Source organism: Anaerobacillus sp. ABA4_114, from assembly GCF_056159065.1.
In genome coordinates this window covers 3,391,472-3,414,234 of sequence record NZ_JBSWUM010000001.1, presented here as the reverse complement: position 1 = coordinate 3,414,234, position 22,763 = coordinate 3,391,472, and the positions used below count along the sequence as shown (strand labels likewise).

The 22,763-nt window shown below is 41.8% G+C and carries 21 protein-coding genes; 13 read left to right on the top strand and 8 right to left on the bottom strand.

What is annotated here, in order from left to right:
- Nucleotides 1–2: 2 nt before the first annotated feature.
- The gene (locus tag ACXAEY_RS17605; RefSeq protein ID WP_270180742.1) at nucleotides 3–794 is read left to right on the top strand and encodes an SDR family oxidoreductase; all 792 of its coding nucleotides are present in this window, start codon (nucleotides 3–5) and stop codon (nucleotides 792–794) included.
- Between the two features lie 13 nt (nucleotides 795–807).
- Here the strand turns inward: ACXAEY_RS17605 and ACXAEY_RS17600 are convergent, their stop codons facing one another.
- Nucleotides 808–2,406, bottom strand: coding sequence for an ATP-binding protein (locus ACXAEY_RS17600; protein WP_474813846.1), 1,599 nt, complete (start codon nucleotides 2,404–2,406; stop codon nucleotides 808–810).
- Nucleotides 2,407–2,754: 348 nt separating this feature from the next.
- Between ACXAEY_RS17600 and ACXAEY_RS17595 the strand changes: the two genes are divergently transcribed.
- The 7 genes from ACXAEY_RS17595 (at nucleotide 2,755) to ACXAEY_RS17565 (ending at nucleotide 12,730) form a co-directional block, all read left to right on the top strand.
- Nucleotides 2,755–4,602, top strand: a complete 1,848-nt coding sequence (locus tag ACXAEY_RS17595) for a GAF domain-containing sensor histidine kinase (RefSeq protein WP_474813844.1) — start codon at nucleotides 2,755–2,757, stop codon at nucleotides 4,600–4,602.
- A complete protein-coding gene (locus ACXAEY_RS17590; protein WP_474813842.1) occupies nucleotides 4,577–5,215 on the top strand; it encodes a response regulator in 639 nt (212 codons plus the stop codon). The genes ACXAEY_RS17595 and ACXAEY_RS17590 overlap by 26 nt, the downstream gene beginning before the upstream one ends.
- 178 nt (nucleotides 5,216–5,393) lie before the next feature.
- Nucleotides 5,394–7,853, top strand: coding sequence for a S8 family serine peptidase (locus ACXAEY_RS17585; protein ID WP_474813840.1), 2,460 nt, complete (start codon nucleotides 5,394–5,396; stop codon nucleotides 7,851–7,853).
- Nucleotides 7,854–8,003: 150 nt separating this feature from the next.
- The gene (locus tag ACXAEY_RS17580) at nucleotides 8,004–9,419 is read left to right on the top strand and encodes a DUF2254 domain-containing protein (protein WP_270180747.1); all 1,416 of its coding nucleotides are present in this window, start codon (nucleotides 8,004–8,006) and stop codon (nucleotides 9,417–9,419) included.
- A gap of 385 nt (nucleotides 9,420–9,804) precedes the next feature.
- Nucleotides 9,805–10,740: a CobW family GTP-binding protein gene (locus ACXAEY_RS17575; RefSeq protein WP_474813838.1), complete on the top strand. Its 936-nt coding sequence runs from the start codon at nucleotides 9,805–9,807 to the stop codon at nucleotides 10,738–10,740.
- Nucleotides 10,741–10,744: 4 nt separating this feature from the next.
- Nucleotides 10,745–11,755 carry a permease gene (locus ACXAEY_RS17570; protein WP_474813836.1) on the top strand — a complete coding sequence of 337 codons (1,011 nt, stop codon included), beginning with the start codon at nucleotides 10,745–10,747 and terminating at the stop codon, nucleotides 11,753–11,755.
- A gap of 18 nt (nucleotides 11,756–11,773) precedes the next feature.
- Nucleotides 11,774–12,730, top strand: a complete 957-nt coding sequence (locus tag ACXAEY_RS17565) for a TIGR03943 family putative permease subunit (protein ID WP_474813835.1) — start codon at nucleotides 11,774–11,776, stop codon at nucleotides 12,728–12,730.
- Between the two features lie 49 nt (nucleotides 12,731–12,779).
- Here ACXAEY_RS17565 and ACXAEY_RS17560 read toward each other — a convergent pair whose 3' ends face one another.
- On the bottom strand, nucleotides 12,780–13,571 hold the full coding sequence (locus ACXAEY_RS17560; protein ID WP_474813833.1) for a CPBP family intramembrane glutamic endopeptidase: 792 nt from the start codon (nucleotides 13,569–13,571) through the stop codon (nucleotides 12,780–12,782).
- A 112-nt stretch (nucleotides 13,572–13,683) separates the two neighbouring features.
- Nucleotides 13,684–16,905, bottom strand: coding sequence for a M36 family metallopeptidase (locus tag ACXAEY_RS17555; RefSeq protein WP_474813831.1), 3,222 nt, complete (start codon nucleotides 16,903–16,905; stop codon nucleotides 13,684–13,686).
- Nucleotides 16,906–17,158: 253 nt separating this feature from the next.
- Here ACXAEY_RS17555 and ACXAEY_RS17550 point away from each other — a divergent pair, with 253 nt between their 5' ends.
- The 5 genes from ACXAEY_RS17550 to ACXAEY_RS17530 all read left to right on the top strand — a co-directional run bounded on the left by ACXAEY_RS17550 (nucleotide 17,159) and on the right by ACXAEY_RS17530 (nucleotide 20,280).
- Nucleotides 17,159–17,929, top strand: coding sequence for a class I SAM-dependent methyltransferase (locus ACXAEY_RS17550; protein ID WP_474814877.1), 771 nt, complete (start codon nucleotides 17,159–17,161; stop codon nucleotides 17,927–17,929).
- 14 nt (nucleotides 17,930–17,943) lie between these two features.
- Nucleotides 17,944–18,684, top strand: a complete 741-nt coding sequence (locus ACXAEY_RS17545) for a class I SAM-dependent DNA methyltransferase (RefSeq protein ID WP_474813830.1) — start codon at nucleotides 17,944–17,946, stop codon at nucleotides 18,682–18,684.
- Between the two features lie 262 nt (nucleotides 18,685–18,946).
- Entirely contained in the window at nucleotides 18,947–19,117 is a 171-nt protein-coding gene (locus ACXAEY_RS17540; protein ID WP_474813827.1) for a hypothetical protein, read from the top strand.
- Between the two features lie 15 nt (nucleotides 19,118–19,132).
- Nucleotides 19,133–19,633: an AAA family ATPase gene (locus ACXAEY_RS17535; protein ID WP_474813825.1), complete on the top strand. Its 501-nt coding sequence runs from the start codon at nucleotides 19,133–19,135 to the stop codon at nucleotides 19,631–19,633.
- 116 nt (nucleotides 19,634–19,749) lie between these two features.
- Nucleotides 19,750–20,280, top strand: coding sequence for a small multi-drug export protein (locus ACXAEY_RS17530; protein WP_474813823.1), 531 nt, complete (start codon nucleotides 19,750–19,752; stop codon nucleotides 20,278–20,280).
- Nucleotides 20,281–20,375: 95 nt separating this feature from the next.
- Here the strand turns inward: ACXAEY_RS17530 and ACXAEY_RS17525 are convergent, their stop codons facing one another.
- The 5 genes from ACXAEY_RS17525 to spxA all read right to left on the bottom strand — a co-directional run bounded on the left by ACXAEY_RS17525 (nucleotide 20,376) and on the right by spxA (nucleotide 22,717).
- Nucleotides 20,376–20,606 carry a hypothetical protein gene (locus ACXAEY_RS17525; RefSeq protein ID WP_474813822.1) on the bottom strand — a complete coding sequence of 77 codons (231 nt, stop codon included), beginning with the start codon at nucleotides 20,604–20,606 and terminating at the stop codon, nucleotides 20,376–20,378.
- Between the two features lie 141 nt (nucleotides 20,607–20,747).
- Nucleotides 20,748–21,161, bottom strand: coding sequence for a DUF3021 domain-containing protein (locus tag ACXAEY_RS17520; protein ID WP_474813820.1), 414 nt, complete (start codon nucleotides 21,159–21,161; stop codon nucleotides 20,748–20,750).
- A complete protein-coding gene (locus ACXAEY_RS17515; protein WP_474813818.1) occupies nucleotides 21,162–21,617 on the bottom strand; it encodes a LytTR family DNA-binding domain-containing protein in 456 nt (151 codons plus the stop codon). It lies immediately after the preceding gene.
- Nucleotides 21,618–21,806: 189 nt separating this feature from the next.
- A complete protein-coding gene (locus ACXAEY_RS17510) occupies nucleotides 21,807–22,223 on the bottom strand; it encodes a universal stress protein (RefSeq protein WP_474813816.1) in 417 nt (138 codons plus the stop codon).
- Nucleotides 22,224–22,324: 101 nt separating this feature from the next.
- Entirely contained in the window at nucleotides 22,325–22,717 is a 393-nt protein-coding gene (gene spxA / locus ACXAEY_RS17505; RefSeq protein ID WP_474813815.1) for a transcriptional regulator SpxA, read from the bottom strand.
- Between the last annotated feature and the right edge of the window lie 46 nt (nucleotides 22,718–22,763).

Here is a 22,763-nt window from a genome sequence, read left to right as displayed (position 1 = left end):
CGATGGATTTAGGATTAAAGGGAAAATCGGTTGTCGTTACGGCTGCTAGTAAGGGGCTTGGAAAAGCAACTGCACTAGCTTTTGCGAGAGAAGGTGCTCGTGTCATCATATCGAGTCGGAACAGCGAAGAACTACAAAAAGCATGTGAAGACATTATTGCAGTGACTCATAATGAAAATGTTTCTTATCACGTGTGTGATGTGAAAAAAGCAGAAGACATTACAGACCTCATGAACGTTGCTGTTGAGAAAAACGGTTCGATCGATGTTCTGATCAACAATGCTGGAGGCCCTCCAGCTGGTGGGTTCGAGCAGTTTTCGGATGAGGACTGGCAGAGTGCATTCGAATTGAATCTGTTGAGTTTCGTAAGAACATCTCGAGCAGCAATCCCACACATGCAGAAGGCAGGAGGAGGGCGAATCGTGAACATCGCGTCTTCTTCTATCAAACAGTCATTGGATAACTTGATTCTTTCAAACACGTTTCGAGCAGGAATCGTAGGGTTAGCGAAAAGCTTATCACAGGAATATGCAGAGGATAACATCCTTGTAAACACTGTCGGTCCTGGGAGAATTGCGACTGAACGAGTGGAGCAGCTTGATGGCATACGTGCTGACAAACTAGGAGTAGCGGTAGAAGAATTAAAAGCACAAACAGAACAGTCGATTCCGATCAAGCGTTATGGGGAGCCTGATGAATTTGCTAAGATGCTCGTCTTTCTTGGATCAGACGCCAACACGTATGTAACGGGGCAATCGTTCGTTGTCGATGGCGGACTAGTAAAAGCTCTATAAAGAGAAAGAAGACTCAACTGATGTTGGGTCTTCTTTTTGCATCGTATGGGATTGAAATGTGAATGGAAGTGCCGGTCTCATCAGAAGAACCAACGGAAATGGTCCCGTTGTGAGATTTTACGATATCAGAACAGATCGAAAGACCGATCCCTAGGCCTTTATCTTTTGTACTATAAAATGGAATACCGAAGTTTTCGATCTCTTCTTGAGACATGCCACTTCCTTCATCATTGATCGTAATCACAACTTCCGAGTCATGGAATGTGAGACCGATCTCAATATCTCCGCCTTCAGACATCGCGTCGATGGAGTTATTGATGAGATTGATCAATACTTGTTTGAACTGTGATTGATCTATATATAAAGGAACATGGTCACCTGGATCCTTAAAGTAGAGGTTTACTTTTTGTTTCTTAGCAGTGCACCTCATTAGCTTAACGGTGTCACTGATAATCGTGACAAGGTCACAATTTTTCTTCTGACTTCCACCTGGCTTTCCATATAGAACAAACTCATTCACTAGATCATCGATTCGTTCTAGCTCAGATTTAATGATTTCCATATGTTTCGCTTGTCGTACATCAACATCAAGGATCTTTGTAAGTCCGATGATAGAGGTCAGAGGGTTTCGAATCTCATGAGCGAATCCCGCACTCAGCTTCCCAATCGCTGAAAGCTTCTCAGATTGAACGACTTGGTTTTGAAGTTCGATATAAGAAGTGACGTCTTTGAACTGTCCGAAAGCACCGATCAAGATGCCCTCATTAAAGAGAGGGAGAATATCGAACAATACGGTTTTATGATATTCTGAAAAAGTGATTTCGACATTCTCAACAGGTTCCTGCTCTTTAAGCACATGCAAGAAGCATGGCGAAATATCTGGTAAGATCGTAATCATTTCCCCTACTGCCGATGCTTTCTCTCGTCCAGTAATCATCTCTGCGCTTTTATTAAAGCTGCTGATGACGCCGTCTTTGTTTGTAATCACGATACCAAGTGGAGTAGTATCCATCAGCACCTGGTTATTTATATGAAGTTCTTGGTTTTGTTTCTGTGTGTTGATTTCTCTTTCGATCGAATCAACGGCTGATGAGAGGAGCCCTAAGTGAAATTCGGACGCATGATCTTTACTCGTCATCAACGAGACCGTTCCAGCCGTTTCACCCTTTTTTATTGTAAAAGGAACAGAAAAACAAGCAACGTTCCGGAAACAATCATGGTAATGATCATCACCGATCAACTGGATGGGTTCTCCATACTTCAGTGCGAGAATGATAGAGTTGGTTCCTGCTTCTTCCTCATGAAATTGAATTCCGTTCCTTATTCCGAGGGTAGTGACCATCCTTTGAATGCTATCATCTCCATATGAATCCAGCACGTGCCCCTCTGCATCTGTCGTTACGATATAAGTCGGCGTCCCCGATAAGAAACTGATCAGCTTCTGCATGAATTCTCGTATCGTTGACAGTGACTGTCCGTACTCTAGTTGTCTTTCTTTAAGTTGTTTTGAAGAAAGAGAGTTTGTTAGAACAGGAATCGTTGTAGGATCTAGTGCGTACACATGCCTGCATTTATATTTAGATGTCTCGATGTAGTGTGTAGGATGGCTCATAATAATCCTCTTTCCTTGCGAACTGTAATACCCTTATTGTAAAGGAATCCGCGGTGAAAGAAAAATCCTGCAAACAAAGTCTTCCGTACTACTTAAGTACTAACAGATTTATATCCTTTGTCGAATAGGTTGGTTTGCCTCATTCTGACATAATGGAAATTAACAAACCCGTTCTATACGGGTTGGCCCGGGATTGGTTAGTGGTGTCTCTCCATTTGACCAGTTCCGGGTTTATTTTATGTTCCTATTCTTTTATGAAGTAAAGCAAGGTTTTCTTTATTAAGTCGTGAGAATCGTGTAAAATCATAATATGATAGAAAATTCAGATTAAAGAGTGGGGAGAATGGTATGGGTCAGACGTCTCATCTTCAGAAAAAAGAAAAAAACGCAAAGTGGTTTATGTACTTTGTATCAGTTGTTGGATTAGCAGCGTTTGGTTGGATGGTGTTTCAACTGTCACCGCCAAGTAATTGGTGGGTGTTTTTCCTACTTGCTAGTTTCATAGTTGTTACAGAGTATTTTCCAATTGCGATATGGAAGGGGTTCACGTCCCTTAGTTTTCCACTCCTCTATACCCTCTTTCTTCTTGAAGGCCTTCCACTTGTGGTCGTTACATACGCTTTAAGTATTATCGTCGTCAACATCATCCAACGAAGGCCGCTTCGTATCATATTTTTTAACCCTTCACAATTGATCATCAGCTTAATCGGAGCAGTTTTTCTTGCTCAGGTCGCATTGGAACAGTTTCAGTTTGAGCCTTATTCTTTTAGCTATATTTTAGCGTTAACATTGTTCTTCTACTTCATCAATAACGTTCTTGTTGATCTTGTCTTGCTTATCCGTCCTCAGCCGTATACCGTGCAGCTATGGCGAAAAAAATTCACATCTGAATCCATCAGTGCTGTTATTTCAATTGTTTATATTGCAATCATGTTTTACATCGGGAACCAAAACCGAGGTGTAATCGATGTTTTTTCTTACTTCTTCTTTTTCTCTCCGCTAGTTGGATTAGCATTACTAAGCTCGATCATCGTAAGACTTCAGGCTGAGCGAAATCGGATGACTGCGCTTTTCGCAATCTCTACGGAATTAAATAAATGGCTGCCAACAAAGGATTGGGTTCATTCTATTAAAACGAGTTTGAATGAATTTATTGAAGTCGATGCAAGTGTTCTTTGGGTAAAGGAAGAAGGAGAATGGATCGTTCGATTTCAAAATGGACAGGTTCAACATGATCATCCTCTAACTGCTCAGGAAGTAGCCGAATTTGAATCGATTGAAGATCTTGTCGTCTATCAAAATAAAAAACAAGAATCAGGGTTGCTACCGTCCTGTTTTAATAGCGGATTGAATTCGTTCGTTTTTGCTCCGATCATTCTAGAAGGAAATTCCCTCGGGATGTTTGCTGTAGCACGGAGCAGAACGAAAAGTTTCAGGCAAGAAGACATCCAATCTGTCGCAACGCTTGCGAACCAGCTTGCTGTAGTCATCAAAACGAGGATGTTGATTTTTGAACAAGAAAAGCGGACTGTGCTTGAAGAACGAAACCGGATTGCACGAGATATCCATGATGGCGTAGCACAGTCGCTCGCAGGAGCCGTGATGAAGCTTGAGACAGCTCACCGAAAATTTTATCAAAAGCCAGCTGAAGCACATTCGATCATTCTCGATAGCCTTGATAAATTGCGATTTAGCTTAAGGGATATCCGGGAATCGATCTATGCCTTAAGACCTTACGAGACAGAGAGAGTCGGTTTGAAACAGGCGATTATTAAAAGGATCGACGTGATTAAGAGAGACTTCAAGCTCGATATTACGTTTGAAGAGAGAGGGAAACCGATCTCACTTAGCCCTATGGTGGAAAAGGTAATGTTCGATACGTTTCAGGAAAGTGTACAGAATACGATCAAACATGCCGCAGCTACAAAAGTAACGATCCTTCTTAGCTATCAAAAAGAACATGTATTGTTGAAGATGACAGACAACGGTGTAGGCTTTTCTCTTCTAGATGCGATGGTCAAAGCAAAGAAGGATCCACATTTCGGTATACTCAGCATGAATGAACAAGCAGAGAAGATCGAAGCTTCGTTACAAATCGATAGTAAAGAGAATGAAGGAACGGAAATTACATTAACGATACCGAAGCTAGGTCTTGAGGGGGGAATGGAACATGATCAACGTGTTGTTAGTGGATGATCACGCTGTATTAAGGGATGGTATGAAAAACATTCTCGAAATGGAAGATGATATTAAAGTAGTCGGTGAAGCGGTGAACGGAAACGAAGTGATGACTCAACTCTCGGCGTGCAATCCTGATGTCGTTCTTATGGATATCAACATCCCAGACAAAAATGGCATCGAACTGACTGCCATCTTAAAAAAGGATTACCCGGATGTAAAAGTACTCGTCTTAACGATGCATAGTCATGACGAGTACTTTATGGCAGCCATTCGAGAAGGAGCGGATGGGTATCTGCTTAAGGATCTACCTTCTGAACAAGTAGTAGAAGCAATACGAACGGTTGCAAAGGGCGAATCCATCATCGACCCTTCTTTAACAAAAAAACTACTAGGGTACTATAATCAAAAGCAAGAATCTAAAAGTCAAACGGAGCTAACCGAGCGTGAGAAAGAAGTATTGATTTGTCTCGTCAGTGGGATGAGCAATAAAGAAATAGGTGAAAAGCTTTTTATCAGTGATAAAACCGTCAAAATCCATGTTAGTAAAATCTATAAGAAGCTCAATGTGAAAAGTCGTTCTCAGGCGATTATCCATGCGGTGCAAAATCAACTCGTGCCATTACCATAACAACGGTCATGAAAGCCAGGTTTCCTTAAGGAGAACCCGGCTTTTTTTTGACTACGCCATTGGTACTATGGGGATATAGTCCTTATAGGTCGGAAATTACATCTTAAGTGGAATAGCTAAATCGTCCCCCATTCAGGATAATAAAAGAAAGAGAATATTCTGAATGGGAGGAAACAAAATGAAAATAAAGTCACTATTACTAGCGATCCTATTAGTAGTTTCTACGCTTTTTGGCACGACGCTACAAACGTCTGCGACAGGAACGGATTCTAACGCAACAATCGGCTCAACGCTTCAAGAGATGATGAAGAAGCAGCTAACAGGATTGGAAGTAATCGTCACCTTTCACGGCGACGGGGGACCCACTTCATCACAGTTAGATGTACTTACCCAATTGGGGATTGCAAAAGGGTTATCGTTTAAAAGCTTACCGATTGCAGGGATAATCGCAACTGCAGATCAAATTACGGAACTAGCGAAACAACCTGAAGTGCGTTCGATCTATTTTAATGAAAAACTAGAATATGAGAATGCTGAATCAACTGCACTTACAGGAGTCGATCGTGTCCGAGTCGACGATGCGATGAGGCAAGCGAATGGCGGGTTGCCTGTATCAGGTAAGGACATTGGCGTCGTCGTAAACGATAGTGGCGTTGATGGTACGCATAGTGATATTAAGTTCGGTGATCATCTTGTACAAAATGTACTAGCTTCAACGAATTTACATTCTCTAAATGAACTAGCTCCCGTTACATACGTTGAAGATGTACCAAACACAGATAATAATTCGGGGCATGGGACTCACGTAGCAGGTATCGTAGGAGGAAACGGAGCAAAATCAGCAGGTAAGCATGAAGGAGTGGCACCTGGGGCGAACTTGATAGGGTATGGCTCTGGAGCTGGTTTAGCAATTCTAGATACGATCGGTGGTTTTGACTACGCGTTAACCCATCAAGCACAATACAACATTCGAGTAATCACAAATTCATGGGGAGCGACGAGTGATTCAGGAACAGATTTTGACCCTGAAGATCCAATCAACATTGCAACGAAAAAGTTATATGATCGTGGTATCGTAACAGTCTTTTCTGCTGGTAACTCAGGGCCCGCTGAGTCAACGATCACTGGTAATTACAAAAAAGCACCATGGGTAATCACGGTCGCAGCTGGGGATAAGCAAGGTAATTTGGCTGACTTTTCATCAAGAGGCGTGAAAGGGAAAGGCGGTACAGTTACAGTAGATGGCGAGACGTTCGAATGGGTGGATGAGCCAACGATCACGACCCCAGGAAAAGACATCATCTCGACTCGTGTGATTTCACCAACGACTGGGCTTTCAGCCGATAAAGATGCAGAAATGATTGAGCCAGCATACCTCCCGTATTATACGACGATGAGCGGGACATCGATGGCTGCACCACATATGGCAGGGATTGTAGCCCTTATATTGGATGCGAACCCAGAACTATCTCCACTCGAAGTAAAACAAATCGTTCAAGATACAGCAACGAACATGCCAGGATATGAAGCTTGGGAAGTTGGCGCAGGCTACGCTAACGCTTACGCAGCGGTAGATAAGGCGTTTCATCAATCGAAAGAATACGGCCAAACACTAAATGCTACGAATACGTTTAACGCATCAGTAGATATGGAAGTGAAACGAGAGCCTTTCACAATTGATTACAGTGCAGCAAATGACAATACGTATGAGTTCAAAGTTGAAGAAGGAACAACAGAAGTTGTGGCTCGTGCAAATGCAAAGGGATTACTCGGTGAAACAGGAAATACGATCAATCTTGTGCTCACGTCTCCAGACGGAACGGAGTATAGCTCAGGAATTTCAGCTTTGTTCACACTCTACACAAATCGCACTGTTCAAGTAACAGCACCTGAAGCTGGAACATGGACAGTTGAACTGCAAGGATTAAATGGATTAGCTCTTCCGGAATCGATCGATGGGGAATTAACCTTTAAGAAAGCGAATGGATTCAAAGGGTTGAATGATGTTAGTGGACACCCTGCAGAATCAGCGATCAAAGCGGGTGTGTCTGAAAGACTATTAGACACTGATAAAAGAGGGAACTACAAACCAGACAGTAAACTTAAGAGAATCGACCTTGCGAAATTCTTAACGATGGGCGCTGGCGTTGTGCAATCACTGCCTTCTTCAGGAAATAATTTCAGCGATGTGAATTCAACAGACCTTGCTTATGTAGAAGCTGTGACTGCGACAGGTGCGGCACTGAAAGACATAAATCAAGATGACGCAGGTATCATGCTTGGAGCGGATGGAGCTTTTAATCCTAAAGGCACGGTTTCAAGAGCAGAGCTTGCTTATTCTCTCGTACAAAGCCTTGGTCTAGAAAAAGAAGCGGCATCAACGAACGAGCAGATAACGGTTCAGTATAACGGTGAGCGAATTCAGCTTGAAGACGCTTCAGAAGTACCGACTGAATTAAAAGGCTATGTTCAGCTAGCGCTCGATCTAAACATCCTTAACGCATATTTTGATGTGACTCAGGGTCCATATGATTTAGAGCCAACTGTAACGGCTTCCTTTGCACCAACGAAGGAGGTTACGAAAGGTGACTTTGCAGTAGCGATGACCCGTTTCTATGCAACGTATCTCATGCCATAACATACCGAAAACACGACTCCGGATAACGGGGTCGTGTTTTATTATTTTACTCATTTTTCATAAAGAAATATGAAAAAATCAGGTTAATTCACTTTTGTGCAGGGTAGAAATAGAAGTATTTAAAACTTTGAAGGGTAGATTGGTGATTATATGGGGTTGTTATACTACATTAAGAAATACTTTAAGATGTCGAGGCGTCAACGGAAAATTGAGTTGAAATCGACGCTATGGTTTATGCCCCTTTGGTATATTCTTGGAGCGATCGGTTTATCTGTCTTCACCTTTTATCTTGATTATGTAATTGATATTAGCTTATATCTGCCACCCGCAATCGGTTTTAGCGGACAGACCTTGCAAGTGCTTCTAAGTGCGCTAGTAGGCGGCGTACTGACCTTAAGTGCGTTTACAATCAACTCCTTACTCGTCGCACTGACGACGTTCAGCGGACAGTTTTCTTCCAAAATGCTTGTAAACTTTGTTAGCGATCGAGCGACACAACACGTGCTAGGTATTTTTAATGGAAGCTTTATCTATGTGCTTTTAAACTTCTTATACGTTACACACGGAGAAGAGGAGTTTATTGTTGCGACACCTGTTCTGTCTATTTTAACTGCGATTACGGCTGCAGTGACATTCATTTATTTTATTAACCATACAACAACTTGGATGCAGGTTCATAACATTAGCTTTAATATGAATGCCAAGTCAAAATCCGTTCAGGCATCTCTTGAAAAAGAGTTACGTTCATACCATCTTGAGAAGGAACCAGAATCTCTTCCATCTGAAACGGATGGCAAGATAATCAAAGCGAATCAATCTGGCTACCTGCAAGTTGCGGACTTTTCAAGACTGATCAAACACACGAAAAAAGATGATGTGTTATTAAAGTTCAACGTAAGAATTGGGGAGTTCGTATTAGAAGGTACACCGCTCTTTACTTATTGGGAATATGGACAACGTATTCATCCAGAGCGGTATTTAAAGTATGTGGAAGTAGGCGTCAAGCAAACTGAAATACAAGACTTAGAGTATGGATTGACTAAGCTTGCTGAAGTAGCGATCAAGGCGTTGGGTCATAATGATCCTTTAACAGCAACGAATACAATTCATCAGATCGCTGATTTGTTGAAGACAATCGGGCAGACGAGAAACTTCTCTCCTTATCTTTTTGATGAGGATGAGGATCTTCGAATCATGTTAAACCAGAAGAACTTTCCATATTTCCTTCATAAAGGCTTCGCTTCCATTCGTGAGTACGCTAATCAGAACTCGACAGTTATGACGGAGCTGTTAACGATGATCGCTCTCATGAGTAAAACGATGGATAAAGAAGTGCATCATGATTTGTGGGAATTTGCCCGCCAGACGATATTAGGATTCGATAATTATAGCTTGTATGAAAATGACTGCTTGTATATTCTCGAGCAATTATCTGAGGTTGCGAAGAACACGGATCATCAACAAGATTATCTTTTCCTCCTTGAATATATGTTGCAGCGAGTGAGTACGAAGAGCGCAGCTGACCTGCCTTCACTTAGCTTTTTAGAAAATGAAGGACAGCGGTAAATGGATCACTGTTATTAAGCTAGTGTTTCTTATGAACACTAGCTTTTAGTTTGTTTAAAAAACCTAGCATTTCCTTACAGGAATAAACCTTACTTTGATTTACTTGTAAAATCTTTCAATGTGAAACAGCGTTGTATAAATCGTAATCTTTTCAGTTTTCTCAGTGTCATAAGTACCGTTTTCTTACCCACCACTAGCTGTTAAAGCAACTATGAACATTAGTAATCCTAGCAATTACCTAGTTTCCGATGTCATAAATAAAGATCCTCTTGATCGTGCTGTATGTTATAATATCGTAACAATTTCGATTTGCAAATCAAAATCGTTACGATTCATGTTATGATGTTAAAAGTTAAAAATTAATGAAATGAAAGGAATACATAAAATGACATTACCAGTGTATATGATCAGTGGTTTCCTGGGGAGCGGGAAGACCACGACTCTTCTACATATGATTAAAGAGAGTAAAAGGAGAGGGTTAAAAACAGGAATCATCTTAAACGAGTTGGGAGAAAAAAATGTTGAAGCTGATTACTTTGAGGGACAACACATCAAGCAGTTACTTAATGGCTGTATATGCTGTTCGATCCAAGACGACTTAAAGGAAACACTCAGATCGTTTAAAGATGAAGATATTGATTTACTGTTAATAGAAGGGACGGGCGTTGCGAATCCAAGAGATATAGAAGATGCTTTACTAAGTCCAGAGTTCATCGAGTGTTTTGATCTTTATTCAATGATCAGCGTAGTAGACGGGAGTAGCTTTCTTGAATTCCAAAACATCTTCTCAAGTAACAAAGAAGTACGTAAACTGTTACATGAACAAATCTCTTGTGCGACCATGGTTATCCTTAACAAAGTTGATCTTACGAAACCCGGAGCGCTTTCAAAAGTAGAGAAGAAGATCAACGGCATTTTGAAACAAGATGTACCGGTATTCCAAACATCCTTTGGAGAAATTGATAGTGAGGAACTATTCGAGAAACGCTATATGCGTTCGAACTTGAATTCACGACAAACGGATCCCCATCGCCATAACCACTCTACGATTCGCTCGATCAAAATAGAAGATGTCCCTACCTTGAATCGTATTCAGCTAAATAAATGGGTAGAAAATTTACCGAAAGAGGTCTTAAGAGGAAAAGGAATCGTAGAATTTAAAGAGACTCCTGGACAATTTCTAATTCAGTTTTCTTCAGGTAAATTACGTTTTGAACGAATAAAGAGTAGAGAAGAGTCGAACGTGATCATCTTGATTGGTGACGGGTTGGACGTAGAACAATTGAACACTAGTTTACAAGAGTTAGCAACAGGGAGCTGAGCTTGTGAATAGCTGGATTGTTAATGGTATAAAAGATCTTGTTGGGATACTTCTGTTTGTCATATTTGTCACGTTATTTCTCTTCAATACCCAGGTGCTCGACTACTTCGATATCGTCGTATCTGACACTTGGTTAAACGTGAATGTTTTATTTCTCAGTATTCTGTTGGAGGCCATTCCATTCGTTTTACTAGGTGTATTCGTATCGGCACTTATCCAATCGTTTGTATCTGAAGAACTTCTACAAAAGGTGCTGCCTAAACATGCTTACTTAGGCTTGGTGCCTGCAGCACTACTTGGAGCAGTATTCCCAGTTTGTGAATGTGCGATTATTCCCGTAGTAAGAAGATTGATCAAAAAGGGGATGCCGCTTCAATTCGGTGTTGTTCTGCTTATGGCTGCTCCGATTCTAAACCCAATTGTAGCCGCATCTACGTATTACGCTTTTCAGAATGACCTTACGATTCTTTACTTGCGAATGGGCCTTGGCTTTGTTCTGTCGATTGTGATTGGGTTTGTAATGTATCAACTTTTTACGAATACAAATCAATTAAGATGGACGAAAGAAGAGCTTATTGGAAGGACAAGCTATACAACGACGATGAAGAGGAGCAAGTGGAAACAAACTCTTTATCATGCTAGTGACGAATTCTTCGATATGGGCAAATATCTGATCGTTGGTGCGTTTTTAGCGAGTGTTGTAAACGGGTTTCTTGATCGGAATGTGATTGCATCGCTTACGTCTAGTGAAGGTGGTTCAACTGCGATCATGATGGGATTCGCGTTCATCCTATCTCTATGTTCAGAAGCAGATGCATTTGTAGCTTCCTCATTCTCAAATCAGTTTTCTAGTACGTCCTTACTTGCATTTCTTGTTTATGGACCCATGCTAGATTTAAAGAATCTATTTATGTACTTAGCATATTTTAAAACAAAATTTGTTTTAGCCCTAGTAATCACGATTTCAATCGTAACGTTTTGTTCAGTCATGCTGGTCGATAAATTTCTACTATAAGAGAGAGGAGAATGAGGTTTGGAACGAGAGAATAATGCATCATTACAGTTTCATATGTTTTTAAGAGCGATCATAATGATAGGATTTTCTTTACTCATTATGAAGTTCATTTTGAATGAAACCATTCAGTTGTATATCGCCCCGAAGATGCTTCCGTTTGTGTATTTTGGTGGGGCATGTTTCTTTCTTATCGGAATCTTTCAGTTCTTTAAAAGCTTGTCATCAAATCTTGCAGAAGAAATTGAATGTAACTGTGGTGCTGATCATCAAATGAAAGGGTCGTTCGTTCGGAAGACGATCATCTATTTGTTATTCATCCTACCAATCGTAGGGGGGTTAGGACTACCTCAGAAAGTAATCGATAGCTCCGTCGCTGCAAATAGAGGGATTCAATACGGTGGAGGTTTATACACGAAGCCACCTGATAGCTCAGCTGCTGCTGAAGATTCCGAGAATACACAAGATGTCGATGCGTTTCTTGAAGATCCTGAAGGCTATTTGGAAGAAATGGATGAGCGAGTGAAGAATGAAGAGAATGAACCGTCAGACGAGATGGTCGGCTATTCGATGGATCATAGTAAGTATGATGAGCTTGCAGAAAAATATTCGAAGAAGACACACATTAACGTGACCGATAAAAATTATCTCGATGTCATTACAACGATCGATCTTAACCTCGAGCAATTTATTGGAAAAACATTGACCATTAAAGGGTTTATCTATCGAGAACCAGGTTTTGAAGATAATCAAGTTGTTTTAGCAAGGTTTGGGATGAACTGCTGTGTTGCTGATGCCAATGTGTATGGAACGATGGTTGAGGGCGATAAGATCGCTTCGCTTGAAACAGATACATGGGTAGAGGTGACTGGCACGATTGAAGAGACTTCCTTTAATGGCCAAAAGATGATGCTCCTAAAACCAGATCAAATGGAGAGAATTGATGCACCAAAAGATCCATATGTTTACCCGTATTAAGGGGAAAGCAAAGGCTTATGCATCGTTAAGCCTTTGCCATTCATCACACTTAGTAATAGATCGGAATGAATAACAATTGAAGGGCGATATGACTGAACATATGTCCGAACACCGCATATTCAAATCCTTTCTTCCAATACAAATATCCAAAGAAAAGGCCACCGATTCCGTTGAGTAAGAAGCTTCTAATCGTTAAAAGTGGTGTTAAATCGCCTAGCATCAGCTGGGTTGCAGGGAGATGTCCTGCTGCAAACAAAGCAGATGCGATTATGATTGAAATGACGTAAGTGGTGGCAGGGATGATCTCCTTCTTACGATTGAAAGCTTTGTTGATGATCCAAACTAGGAAAGACATCAGGAATAATCTCATTAAAATCTCTTCAAAAACTCCGCCATACATTACGCCAACAAATAAACCAAGTGGTGAAAAAGAAGGTGTGTAGGCACTCAGTGGAGGGATATGAGATTGAAAAAAGAATCGATCTCCTGTTGAAATTACAAATGCAGTGATCAAACCAAATAGCAATGACAGTAGCAGCGACCTTTTATGGAGGCTGACCTTTTGCTTAGTAACCAATTCAGGCAGAAGCTTGAGCGATAAACCGGTTCGTTTCGCAAGTTTCATTCCTAGAAAAGCTAAGATGAAGGATACGATGAAAAGTTGAATGGCTGTGATCAATGATAAAACGCTTATTGGAAATGGAAGCGTGCTTATTAGTTCAGCATGTTGTTCAGGCATAGTTGTTTTTAACGTCTCAAGTTGATAAGGGACCACAAAAAAACCTGCGACTAAGCAAAGTGATGATAGGATCAATGATACGTATATGTCTTTTTTATGCATTTCCTAGACTCCTTTCTTAAGCTCATTTTATATGATATATCTTGGAATGAGTTTATATTTTTCAAATTAAATAAAAAAAAGCGAGCTCGAAAATACGAGCTCGCTTTTTTCATTAATAAGGACTAGAAGCAGTTAACGTAAACGGGACGTTAGCGCCTGAATAGAGTCCTACATAAACATACTTTGTGCCACCGGGGATGACGCCAGATTCGTTGGCACCTGATGTTGCTACTCCACCGATTTGTTCGAAGTTCTTGTTGTAGAAGAATACATCAAAATCATAGTCAGCAGCAGTGCTTCCACCTTCTAACGTAAAGTTATGAATGCCATCACCATACTGCTCTGGAAGGGTAACAACGTAACCATCTGAACCTTGAGAAGCTGGTTCTGGATTCTGGGTAGTAACAAACTCGTTTTCTGTAACTGCAAGGGTAGCAGGGACGCCGGCAAGGCTGCCGATTCCTGTTCCAGCGTTACCAGCTTGTACGGTACCTTCCGCAACAAAAGGTTCTTCAGGTGCAACCGTTACAGGTTCGATCTTTGCTTTTTTCGTAGCAAACGCTTGGATCTCAGCAACTTGAACATACCCATTCGAGTTATCTTGAGAATCATGCGCGATAAACTTTAGGTATTTGGCTTTAACCGGCTGATCAAGGTCAAATCCTTTGTAGTGTAGGTCAGCGATCGTCGGTCTAGGATCTTGAGCTTTAAATTTCTCTTTTACAACAGTCGTCCAGTTCTTACCGTCCATCGATGTTTGAACGGAGAAGTTTTTCAGTGTGGCAAAGCGTCCTTTTGAAACATCCTTAGCTGCGCTCACCTGAATATGAGAAACATCGACCGCTTCGTCACCAGCAAGGTCTACAATAAAGTCTGAGCCTTTGAAACCATTTTCCTGGGTGTCGGATGCATAGACGCTTGCTTCTGTATCATCGATCGCTAGTTTAACAGGATTGCTATCAGATTCACCGGATACGTCCGTAACAGTAGCGCCGTTAAAGGACGAAGCAACGTTTGGTGCCAGCTTGAATTTTAAATTATTGGTCTTACCTGGTTCGATCTTTACGTCTCGAATCGTACGTGAGCCGTATCCGCGTGCCTGGATGGTGATGTCATACGTTCCTTCCACTACATACTCTGCGAAACCGCCTGTACTTTCTGTAACAGATACAGGGGTCGTTCTTGCTTCAAATTCTCCAATCATAATGCGAGCATCCTCGATCGGCTGTTTTGTAGACGCATTGATAACTTGACCAACGAGCTGACCGTTTCTGTCTCCATCAGGATGATTGAATGCAGCGATCGGATCTGTGTCGTCACCTCCGTTAGAGAAAGCGTCAGAGCCGAGTCCACGCTGAGAGAAAGCAGTCCAAAGTGCATCATAATGCTTTCCATCATAGCGTTCGAAGTCTGCAGCGATAATGGCTGAACGCATCTCCTCCATGGAAGGCTCAGGTACAGATATCGGCATCGCATCCATGACAAGGTGTTCAGCGATCGATTCTCCTTCTTGTTTTCCGTACTGATCGATCAATTCTTCCCTCATATGCCAAAGAATCGCTGCCCAGATGTCGCCATCAGAGTGTACTTCAGGACCAACGATATCATAGCCGATATCACCATAGTTATAAGGGGCATCATCAAGTGCATAGCTCCGGATTCCGCGTTCTTCATTTCCAGTTACGTAAGCACCGACGACTGGCTTTTCTTGAAGTCCGTTTTTGATGAGGTAGTGCATGCCGTACCAGTCACCCCAGCCTTCACCCATCGAGCCTGATTGGTGACTGCCGAGTGCTTCTCCACCAGCGACGAGACGATTTGATAACGCGTGCGAGTATTCGTGATAGATGATTCCAGCGTCGAAGTCGCCGTCAGCATAGTTTCCTTCAAACGCCCCTGGGATTGGCTCCCACAGGAACATACCGCTCCATGCAGGTATGCCGTCAGGAAGCGTCAGCATGTACGCATTGTCACGACCAGTATAAGTTGGTGCGCCGCCTGATGCAGCTCCAGCTTGAACGAGGCCAAGAATCGCATCGCCGCCAAGTCCACCTTTCCCGAAGTTTGAAGCCTGCAGGTTACCTGCTTCTTCTACCCACCCAAGGTTATAAAAGTAATCATGAAAAAGATTATGGTGGTAGAACAAGTTTGTTGACGCGCTGTTCACATCGTCCGCATACGAAGGAGGAACGGTCTGTCCATTCGTCTCACGCCACGAATCTTTGAACGTAAAACTGAATTCACCTAACGGAGCAACAGGGCGAACGGCCTGATCGGCAGGGACTAGAAAGTTACTCCAGTTAGCATAGGAGTTTGCATTGTTACCAAATGTCGTAACGCCAAGAGGGCTTCCTGGAATCAACCAGCCATTTGGAGAAGCTTTTGGATCACCTTTAAATGATTTAACGACCTGTGAGCCGCCTTTCGCAGAGCCTGGATAATTTTCGAAGATGAGTCCTTCGGGATCTGCTACATGATCAACAAGCGAACGTTTGTAGAGCTGTTCTCCCGTCGATGCGTCTACGACGATCTCATGGCCTTTGTCGAGTTCCTCGATGAAAAGGACGCGGTAGGCAGGACGAACGCCATCTTCAGTAATGAACGTTGCTTTCTTCACACGTTGAACGGTAGGAAGGATCCCAGCTCCGTCAAACACATCCCAGCCGTTTTTTGTTTCAGTTAATTCCGGTGTGAAAGAAAGGGAGGCATTTTCAAACGAGATCGCTTTGCTCAGCGCTTCTGCTGAAGATAGCTCAAACGTATCTGCTAACGTTTTTGCACGGCTCATGTTGCCAGTTACGGAAAGGATCTTTCCTTCTTTGTTCACTGCGACGATCACACGTCCTCCATACACGGACTCGATGCCGTCAAAGGTTTGCTGAAAGGTGACAGGCTGCAGTCCTGTTCCTTTCATCGCATAGTTGCGCGTTACGTTTAAACGATCGATGTCAGAAGAAGAAAGCCCGAACATCGCTGCGTTTTCTTTTAACCAATCACGCGCGATCGTTTCAGCATTTTTGTTCGAAGCCTCTGTTAGGTAGCCTTGTTCCTTCATGATCATGGATGGTGTCCCAAAAAGTGAGTTCCATTTTATTTTTGTTCCCGTCCCCGCTGTATTGATGAACGAGTCAGCAGCACTCAGCTGTTCAGCAGTTGGCATCACATCGTTCAGTACATTTCGAACGTCCATCAGAGAGGAATGGTGTTCATGATCCGTTACACTTCTCTCAACGATCGGACCTGTAACGTTAGAAGCACTTGCTCCACTCGTCGTAAAAAGAGAGCCAGCCATTACCCCTACCCCTAGCATTGAAACTAATTTGCGTTTGTTCATAACTTCAATTTCCTCCCTATTTTAGTAGCATGGATACGAATTTCTATCAGTCTATCAAGGTTCCCTCTACAAAATGTGCGCTTTACTGACAAGAGCCTATAAGGTTGGTTTGTTGGCACTAGAAGGGAATACAACGAAAGGAGTATAGGAGATAGGTAGGATGGAAGAGCGTCTTTGTAAAAGGGAATTGTTGAGGGAATCTAGAAGAAGTAGGGTGGAAATTCGTATTACTAGAAAACGAGGGATGGCACTTATGAAAATTAGTCAACACAACAGTAAAGCATGGGATGAAAAAGTAAAACAGGGTAGTCGGTACACGAAATACGTGAGCCATGACCAAGTTGAGAACGCTCGACGTGGTGACTGGGCGATCAGCGTTACAACTGAAAAACCTGTACCTAGACATTGGTTTCCACCTACACTTAAAGGACTAAGCGTTCTGTGCCTCGCTGGAGGCGGAGGTCAACAAGCACCACTACTTGCAGCTGCTGGCGCAGAAGTTACTGTGGTCGATATGTCTGAAAAGCAGCTTGAGCAGGATCGCTTTGTAGCAGAAAGGGACGATCTATCGATCAAGACAATAAAAGGGGACATGTCAGATCTTCACTTTTTCGATGGTGAAACGTTCGACATCATCGTTCATCCCGTTTCAAATGTGTTCGTGGAAGATGTGTTACCTGTTTGGAAAGAAGCTGCGAGAGTGTTAAAAACGAACGGAACGCTGATCTCAGGCTTTACAAATCCTGTGTTATATCTTTTTGATGATGAACAAGAGGAGAAAGGGATTCTTGATGTTCAAAATTCAATACCATTTTCATCGATCGAAGAAATGAAAACGAAAGAGCGAGATGCAGGAAATGAAACACTAGAGTTCGGTCATACGCTAGAAGATCAAATTCAAGGACAGATCGATGCTGGGCTTATGATCGCAGGATTTTATGAAGATGACTTTGGAGGAACAAGGTTGATCGATAACTATATCAAAACGTTTATCGCTACGAAGGCGATCAAACAATCTACCTAACATCGGAGGAAGAAATGGAATATACAAATTCATCAGTTTACGATAATCAAACATTTTACGACAACTATATGAAAAGAAGACATCGTAAAGAAAGTCCGAATGACTTGATCGAGACACCTGTTTTATTGAAGCTTCTGGGATCTGTAAAAGGAAAACGAATCTTGGACCTCGGGTGTGGAGATGCATCTCTTGGTAACCTACTTAGCGAGTGCCATGACTACACGGGCATAGATGGTTCTGCCAATATGATCCAACGTGCTTCACAATACCTGAACGGGACGAAGGGCAAAGCAATTCATACTAGTCTTCAAGACTTTGATTATCCTATAGCTGCTTATGATACCGTTGTTTCTCAGTTAGTTCTTCACTATATAGAAGATTTAGAAGATGTACTTAAAAAGGTAAAGCGTACGTTAAAAGAGGATGGGAAGTTCGTATTTAGCGTACAGCATCCGCTCCTTACCGCATCGTTTGAAAGCATGAAGAATGGAAAGCGGTCGAGTTGGATCGTTGATGACTATTTTGTAAGTGGAAAAAGGGTAGAACCATGGATCGGTGAACATGTTGTGAAATATCATCGTACGATTGAAGAGTATTTTATGATATTGCAACATGCTGGATTCGTCGTAGAAAACTTGAGGGAAGCAACGCCAATTAAAGAAAACTTTTCAGACGATGAAGAGTATGAGAGAAGAAGGAAGATTCCATTGTTCCTCTTATTTTCATGTGTGAGAAAAGAAGAAGCTGGCGAATGATCGAGAGCTTCAGACTGCCGAGAAAACTTTAAGAGCTATGGATGCTCGCTTTACTAAGTTTTTTAATTCAAATAAACGAATGAAATTAACGCGATATAATTGGTTAGGATAGCTCCTACGTCATAAGGACCAGAATATTCTAGGTTTCTGAAAAAGTAGAAGCTGGCAATCATTCTCCAGCTTCTTTCTTTATGCTACCTTTGAAACTTTTTAGTCCTCCAATCGTACAGTAGGTAGAGAGTTTTTTACAGGAGGCGGTACCATGACATTAATAGGAATCATCATGTGGGGTTCAATCGCATTATTAGTCATTCTAGGCTTTGCACTCGAGAAGATCTTTGGAATGAAGAAACCTACCAAGTCAGACAGGCAGACGAGTGAAAGTGCTCATATTCTTGATCGAGCTAGTGACGGTAACGGTCCGCCGGTATAAACGGAGAGTGTTGTTATGGGTGTTAGGAATTATCTGATCGAAGGCGTTTCCTGCACAGGTAAAACGACCGTGTGTAACGAGTTGCAGCGAAGAGGATACCATGCGATTCATGGTGATCGTGAACTGGCTTATCAAGGGGATCCTGATTCAGGTGAACGAACGGATACTGCCGGGCACGAGAACCACATTTGGGATATTGATCGAGTAAAAGCACTGATCGAAAACAAGGATGAGGAAGCAACATTTTTCTGCGGTGGATCTAGGAACTTCATGAAATTCATCGACTTGTTTGACGAGGTGTTTATCCTAGAGATCGACAGCATTACACTGAAGGAACGACTTCTTGAACGTTCTGAGCAGGAGTTTGGTGGCAAGAAAGCGGAGCGAGAGCTGATTATGCGGCTGCATAGTATGAAAGAAGACATTCCAAAAAACGGAGTGATGATAAACGCAACCGCACCGATCGAGCACGTTGTTGATGTAATCGTTCGTCAATGCGAAGGAACGAAAGGCTGAGATAACGCTCGCGGAAAGCACAGGTATACCTGGATACGAAGATTCTCTAAGTTGGTGAGTGCGTTAGAGAACGAGCGATCTAGTTTCACAAATGATAAAAAAGGAGAATGGAAACAATGTTTATTTCGTATCTATTGGTGTTTATCCTGGCAGCGGTTCCGCTGTTTGAACTTGTTGCGGTCATTCCACTAGCGATCATCGGAGGTTTGTCTCCGATCCCAACAGCGATACTTGCTCTTTTAGGAAATGCAATGACAGTCGTTTTGTTGATTGTCTTTGTCGATAAAGTAAAGAGTTGGATGGGGAAGCGAAAACAAAAACGCATGAGAGAAGGTACACAAGACGAGTCCATAGAAGCGAATGGTGAAGGAATGGAAGAGTCGAAAAAAGGGAAGCGAGCAAAAATGCTTTTTGATAAGTATGGTTTACCTGGATTAACACTGATCGGTCCTTTTTTTGTCGGGTCTCACATCTCAGCGTTTATGGGGATGAGCTTCGGTTCAAATAGGAGGAAAGTAACAAGCTGGATGATGATCAGTTTAGTTTTTTGGACAGCGGTTATGGCTGTAGGCACAAGCTATGGTGTGACATTCTTTATGCCGGATGTTGAAGAAAATGGTGTGCTGATTCGCATGTTTCAAAACTAGCTTTTTTTGATAGTAAGGTCACAAATGGATACTTAGGCTATTCTATAAAGAAGGGGGACCCACAACGGAATGGGTCCCCCTTCTTAGTTTATAACCTAAAGTGTTACCAATACCCCCGCTATAATGGCGATGCCAGAAAGAATAAAGAACGTCTGGACAATTGGCCAAGGTAGGAATTTTAATACGTAGACGATGGTATCTGTATAAAGGCTCCCGCCTCCACTTTCGTACCGATTGATAAAATCTTCTTTGTTAAACTTGAATAGAAGGATCGATAACGATAAGAGGACGATGAGTATAACTAGCGTTCCAAATATCAGATTCATGTGTTCACCTCTAAGTTGATTAAACAAATATAGTTGACCTTTTACCTTATCCTAACAAACCCTTCTATTTCGACTAAAGGGGTATCCATATTTTACTTTTCATAAGAAAACCTTCCGAATAAGACGGTCGCAGCGTTTCTATTACTTAATATGCTGCAAGTCATCATTCATTTTTTTCGACTCGTTCTTAAAGTATAGATAAAATCCAACCCATGCGATTGCATAGATCACGAGTGCGATTGCGATGAAGAGTACGGTATTCGCTAAACCTTGTGGAATCCAGCCGATTCCATAGGCAAGGATAAAATAGAAGATCATAACGGTCAAAAAGTGTAGCGCTGTTTGCTGTGAGAGCTTTAGTGAGTGCCATTCAAAATAGAGGGGGGAGACAGTAAATAGCCAACCACAGAAGATGGAGCCTAAAGAGTTTTTTACAAAAAGACTAGCGTCGAGCGTTGTTTGGTCACCGAAGAAGATCATAGCGTACGTGAATAAGATGGCTAGAAATCCTCCAAAGAATAGTCCGATACAACTTCTGAATAAAAATGTTTTCATTTAGTTGTTCCTCCTGTTCATTTTTAAAACTTCTTTAATCTTGCCTACATAATGTCTTGAAGCGTATTCTTTTCCGCCAGAGTGAAAGTGGACTGAGAGTGTACCGTTGAACGAAGGTTCAAAATGACTGATTTTGTAAAGATTAGCGAGTACCGATTTAGAAAGCCGGATGAATTTGTTCGATGGGAGAAGTTCTTCTAACTCGTATAACTTTTCTTTTAATTTGAATTGACCATCTGAAGTTGTGGCAATGACAGCATCACCTTCAGAATGAAAGGTATGAATGTCTTTTGGTTTAATTAAGTGCTGTTGTTCTCCCTTTTTCCCAACAAGAAGATCTGTTTTCTTTTCGTTAAGAAAATCCAGAATATCTTTAATAGAATCGTCCATCTCACTGCAGTGAATGGTAACAGTCGTTTCTTCGTGCTTACGGTCGACGTCGAGTAAGACTTTCATTTGTAACTCATCCTTTGGTTTGTGGCTTTCTTAAGGTTAGTATAAAACTGGAAATACTGGAAGTCATCAGTTATAAGATAAGAGGTAGGTATGTACGGATAAGTTGCAGGAATGAGGGGGTGTGTTGCGAATAAAAAAACAGCCTGTAATGGCATCACGCCTCTAGGCTGTTCTTGTTATAGCAAAGGTTTATTTTACGACGAGAACAGGGCAGCTTGCTTTTTGAATGACTTGATGACTGACACTTCCTAGCACCATTTCTTGTAAGACGTTCAAGCCCCTTGTTCCCATCACGATGAGATCGACTTCGTTTTCATCCGCATATTTAACGAGTGTCACAGAAGGATCTCCTCTAAGCATGTTGATTTCATATGTTAACTTCGCTTCTACGGCTTTTTGTTCGACGGCACGAAGTTTATCTTTACGATCTTCTTTTATACCGAGAGAATCCCAGTTTCGTAGAACATCATGTTTGGATGTGTCTCCGTCAACCACATAGATGACGTCGACCTGTGCATCCGTTAGCTTTGCTAACTTGATCGCTTCCTCTGCTGCTGTAACAGAGTCTTCAGATCCATCGGATGCGAGCATAATCTTTTTGTACATAGCGATACTGCCTCCAGTTAAAAGGTTTATTCCATCTCATTCTTATACCCTTTTGAACCTTGACTTAACCATACAAAAAAACAGGCGGAGTGCGCCTGCTTTTATGCTTGCTGAAGGATTTGCTCTAGCTGAAATGCTCGTATCTTCCTAGGAAGGAAACTTCTAATCTCATCTTCATGAAACCCTACTTGAAGACGTTTTTTATCGAGTAAAATTGGTCGTTTTAATATACCAGGGTTTTCTTTTATCAAGTTGTATAGCTCTTGTAGAGAGAGCTCATCGAGTTCTTGTTCTAGAGCAACATACGCTTTTGAACGTTTGGATATAATTTCTTCTGTTCCCTTTTCTGTCATTCTGATGATCGCCTTGATTTCTTCCTCGCTAAGCGGCTTAGAGAAAATATTGCGCTGTTCATAAGGAAGATCGTGCTCTTCTAGCCACGCTTTCGCTTTTCTGCACGAGGTGCAGCTTGGCGATGTATAAAGTGTGATCATGTGATTAACCTCCATAATGGATTTATACATTGATCTGTGTACAGCG

Coding starts and splice junctions, on each gene's coding strand:
- ACXAEY_RS17605 (WP_270180742.1), top strand. CDS start 3: ATGGATTTAGGATTAAAGGGAAAATCGGTTGTCGTTACGGCTGCTAGT.
- ACXAEY_RS17600 (WP_474813846.1), bottom strand. CDS start 2,406: ATGAGCCATCCTACACACTACATCGAGACATCTAAATATAAATGCAGG.
- ACXAEY_RS17595 (WP_474813844.1), top strand. CDS start 2,755: ATGGGTCAGACGTCTCATCTTCAGAAAAAAGAAAAAAACGCAAAGTGG.
- ACXAEY_RS17590 (WP_474813842.1), top strand. CDS start 4,577: ATGATCAACGTGTTGTTAGTGGATGATCACGCTGTATTAAGGGATGGT.
- ACXAEY_RS17585 (WP_474813840.1), top strand. CDS start 5,394: ATGAAAATAAAGTCACTATTACTAGCGATCCTATTAGTAGTTTCTACG.
- ACXAEY_RS17580 (WP_270180747.1), top strand. CDS start 8,004: ATGGGGTTGTTATACTACATTAAGAAATACTTTAAGATGTCGAGGCGT.
- ACXAEY_RS17575 (WP_474813838.1), top strand. CDS start 9,805: ATGACATTACCAGTGTATATGATCAGTGGTTTCCTGGGGAGCGGGAAG.
- ACXAEY_RS17560 (WP_474813833.1), bottom strand. CDS start 13,571: ATGCATAAAAAAGACATATACGTATCATTGATCCTATCATCACTTTGC.
- ACXAEY_RS17555 (WP_474813831.1), bottom strand. CDS start 16,905: ATGAACAAACGCAAATTAGTTTCAATGCTAGGGGTAGGGGTAATGGCT.
- ACXAEY_RS17550 (WP_474814877.1), top strand. CDS start 17,159: ATGAAAATTAGTCAACACAACAGTAAAGCATGGGATGAAAAAGTAAAA.
- ACXAEY_RS17545 (WP_474813830.1), top strand. CDS start 17,944: ATGGAATATACAAATTCATCAGTTTACGATAATCAAACATTTTACGAC.
- ACXAEY_RS17540 (WP_474813827.1), top strand. CDS start 18,947: ATGACATTAATAGGAATCATCATGTGGGGTTCAATCGCATTATTAGTC.
- ACXAEY_RS17535 (WP_474813825.1), top strand. CDS start 19,133: ATGGGTGTTAGGAATTATCTGATCGAAGGCGTTTCCTGCACAGGTAAA.
- ACXAEY_RS17530 (WP_474813823.1), top strand. CDS start 19,750: ATGTTTATTTCGTATCTATTGGTGTTTATCCTGGCAGCGGTTCCGCTG.
- ACXAEY_RS17525 (WP_474813822.1), bottom strand. CDS start 20,606: ATGAATCTGATATTTGGAACGCTAGTTATACTCATCGTCCTCTTATCG.
- ACXAEY_RS17520 (WP_474813820.1), bottom strand. CDS start 21,161: ATGAAAACATTTTTATTCAGAAGTTGTATCGGACTATTCTTTGGAGGA.
- ACXAEY_RS17515 (WP_474813818.1), bottom strand. CDS start 21,617: ATGAAAGTCTTACTCGACGTCGACCGTAAGCACGAAGAAACGACTGTT.
- ACXAEY_RS17510 (WP_474813816.1), bottom strand. CDS start 22,223: ATGTACAAAAAGATTATGCTCGCATCCGATGGATCTGAAGACTCTGTT.
- spxA (WP_474813815.1), bottom strand. CDS start 22,717: ATGATCACACTTTATACATCGCCAAGCTGCACCTCGTGCAGAAAAGCG.